The 3,128-nt window shown below is 68.8% G+C and carries 2 protein-coding genes and 1 tRNA gene; 1 reads left to right on the forward strand and 2 read right to left on the reverse strand.

What is annotated here, in order from left to right; genetic code table 11:
• The first annotated feature begins 87 nt into the window (after nucleotides 1-87).
• Nucleotides 88-174, forward strand: a tRNA-Ser gene (locus tag AC08OX_RS16470).
• Nucleotides 175-362: 188 nt separating this feature from the next.
• Here the strand turns inward: AC08OX_RS16470 and AC08OX_RS16475 are convergent.
• Both AC08OX_RS16475 and AC08OX_RS16480 read right to left on the reverse strand, forming a co-directional pair.
• Nucleotides 363-1,748, reverse strand: coding sequence for a pyridoxal phosphate-dependent decarboxylase family protein (locus tag AC08OX_RS16475; RefSeq protein ID WP_476608633.1), 1,386 nt, complete (start codon nucleotides 1,746-1,748; stop codon nucleotides 363-365).
• Nucleotides 1,749-2,282: 534 nt separating this feature from the next.
• Nucleotides 2,283-2,618, reverse strand: a complete 336-nt coding sequence (locus AC08OX_RS16480; RefSeq protein ID WP_476608634.1) for a DUF4326 domain-containing protein — start codon at nucleotides 2,616-2,618, stop codon at nucleotides 2,283-2,285.
• Nucleotides 2,619-3,128: the final 510 nt, after the last annotated feature.

The raw sequence follows: 3,128 nt of genomic DNA on the forward strand, positions 1-3,128 counted from the left end.
GGGCGAGCGTGGCGGCGTCTCGGCGCCGTCGGACCCCTACACACCCCGGCGAACCGGACTCTCGCGACGTCCGGTAAGCTAATCTGCGGTGGAGTCGCCTAGTGGCCGAGGGCGCACGCCTCGAAAGCGTGTGAGGGGGCAACCCCTCCGTGGGTTCAAATCCCACCTCCACCGCCCTAGCGGCACGTCTCGCTCTTCGCGTGCTGCCCAGTCGGCCAACCAGCCGCGATGCTCCCGCGCCTGGAACGCCGGCTCTAGTAGCGGCTGGCCGGGCCCGCACAGCGGTCCCGGAGGATCAAGCCCGGGCGCCGGGCCGGCAGGGAGACCGGACGGCGGGGAGAGGGAGCCCATCGCGGCGAGGATCAGGCCATCGTGGCGAGGATCGCGCCGATGTCGTCAACGGTGGTCCGGGGGTTGACGATAGCGAACCGGGCGACGGTCTCGCCCTCGTGCACGGTGGGCGGAACAAACGCGAAACCGTCCCGCAGCAGGTTCTCGCTCCACCGCTGGTAGTCCGCGGCCTGCCAACCCAGCCGACGGAACACCACAATCGACAGCTGCGGTTCCCGCACCAGCTCGACGTAAGGCAGCGCGGCGATCTGGAGCGCGGCCGCCCGGGCGGTCGCCAGCGTGGACTCGATGGCCCGGCCGTAGGCCAAGGTGCCATGCGTCGCCAGCGAGAACCAGAACGGCAGCCCGCGGGCCCGCCGGGACAGCCCGATGGCGTAGTCCGACGGGTTCCAGGCCCCCGCCGAATCCAGGACCTCAAGGTAGCCGGCCCGCTGCGGGCCGTGCGCCGCCCGGGCCAGCGCCGGATCGCGATACACCAGCGCGCAGGCATCGAACGGCGCGAACAGCCACTTGTGCGGATCGACGATGAACGAGTCGGTCTCGGCGATCCCGTCGAAGAGAGAGCGGGTCGATGCGGCGGCGAGCGCGGCCAGCCCGTAGGCGCCGTCCACATGTACCCACAACCCGCGGGCCTGACAGACGTCCACCACCCCGCGGATGTCGTCGACGGTGCCGAACTGGGTGGTCCCTGCGGTCGCCACCACCGCGAACACGCCGTCGACGGCCTGGGCGCCGTCCTGCTCGGCGAGCCGGTCCAGCGCCTCGGCCAACAGCTGGCCGGTCAGTCGTCCGGCGTCATCCGTCGGCACGACGACGACCTCGGTGTCGAGCACCGTGGCGGCCTGGTAGAGGGAGGAGTGCGCTTCGGCCCCACAGACGAACCGCCATCGCGGTGGAGTCGGCCGACCGGCGGCGGTCAACCGGCTCCGGGCGGCATGCCGGGCGGCGGCCAGCGCCGACAGGTTGCCGACGGTGCCCCCCGGTACGAACAGCCCACCGGCGCAGGCGGGGAAGCCCGCGAGGTCCGACAGCCATCGCAGCGCCTCGTTCTCCGCGAAGACCGCGCCCGCGCCCTCCATCCAGCTGCCCGCGTAGATGGATGACGCCCCGACCGCCAGATCGAACAATACAGCCGCCTTAGTCGGGGCGGCCGGGATGAAGGCGAGATTGCGGGGATGATCCGTCGAGATGCAGGCGCGGGACAGCTCCTCGTCGAACACCTCGAGGGCGCGACGGCCACCGATGCCCTCGGCGGTGATCGTGGATCCCACCGCCGCCGCCAACTCGTCCCATGACAATGGCGCGTCCAGCGGTACCGGATCGAATCCGAGCCGGACGCGGGCAAAGTCACATATCGCGCGGACGAGATCGGCAGTCTGCGCGTCAAACCGATGCACAGGCGGAGTCTAGGTTCGGCCATGCCCGGACATCGGGCAGCTCGCCCCGCCGCAACACCGGCGTTTCCGGGTCAGCCCCGAGTTCACACCGGCTCGTCGCGGACCGTCACAAGCCGCCCGGGTCGGATGATCTCCCGCGACCCGAGGGACGACGCGAGGCTACGCGTCCTGCTTGCCGCGCTGACGACGGAAGAGGAACCCGCCACCAACCAGGGCAACCAACAGAACAATCGCTCCGACACGCTTCACAACAAACCTCCACGATGAGGACCCGGCCTACGGGACGACATGCCCGGGCGTCCATCCATATACCCCATGGACGCCGCGGAAGGTGCCCAGACCCGCCGTCCCGGGGGACGAACGGCTGACACATCCTCATGCCATCGAAACCGAGCATGCCATGAAGTGGTCCCAGGCGTGCGACCGGACCACCGGACAAGCCGACGCGTCCTACGACAGCACGATGGACACGTGTCGTATCGCGGGGCAATCTTCACGCGGCCCGGCGTTTGGACGGTGCTTTCACAGTCGCCCTCATCGCACCCGTTCGGCGACAAGGGCGGCGAGGACGTCGGCATGGCAGGGCTCGCCCGGCGGGCACCAGCAGGCCGACCGCTTACCAGCCAGGTCGGGCAACTCGGCGAGCCGCTCCGACCGCGAGTAGCGGCGACCGGACCGGTCGTACCGGACATCCGGCCCATTGCCAGTCATCCACGCCGCGTACAGCTCTACCGCCGCGGACCGCCCCCACTCGCGCTGGTCGAAGGGATTGCCCCATCGGGTCGGCCGGGCGACCACGACCACGTCGTCGGGCTTGCGCCACCCGGCGGCGCGGGAGAGCCGGACATGGGACTGTGCGACGGTCATCATCGGAGGCCTCCCAGCTCGACGACATCCCTGGCGCCGCCCAACTCGCCCGGATCGTCGGTAAGATCCGGATCGTCGTTGAGAATGGCGTGCATGGACGGTACGGACACCACCATCCCCCCGCACGGGGTTCGCAACCGATCGGCGCGGACCGGGCCGGCTGTCCGTGCCGATCGGGCCACCTCACCGCCGATCCACGTACCAGAGGAGCCACATCGGGCCCGGGAACCAGTGGACGGTCCACGTTCGGCGGACCCGATTCAACATCACCACAATAAACAAGCAATCCCTGTGCAATAACCACGCAATAACCGTACGATCGTTAATCGTGTGATCGTTGCAGTAAGAAACGTGCCGGAGGCACGGGAACAGCACAGAAGGGGGCAGCCACAACCATCCAGCCATTCCCCCTTTACTTTCCGTACACCGGAAATTTGATAACGGGTAAAGTCAGGGCCGCGCAGAGATCACGCTACGTTGTGATCGGTGACGTTTTGTAGACGTGCTGTGGGG

Source organism: Frankia sp. CoBUL1, assembly GCF_978021245.1.

Excerpts from the sequence above, each read along its gene's own strand:
- AC08OX_RS16480 (WP_476608634.1), bottom strand. The coding sequence starts at position 2,618 with ATGATGACCGTCGCACAGTCCCATGTCCGGCTCTCCCGCGCCGCCGGG.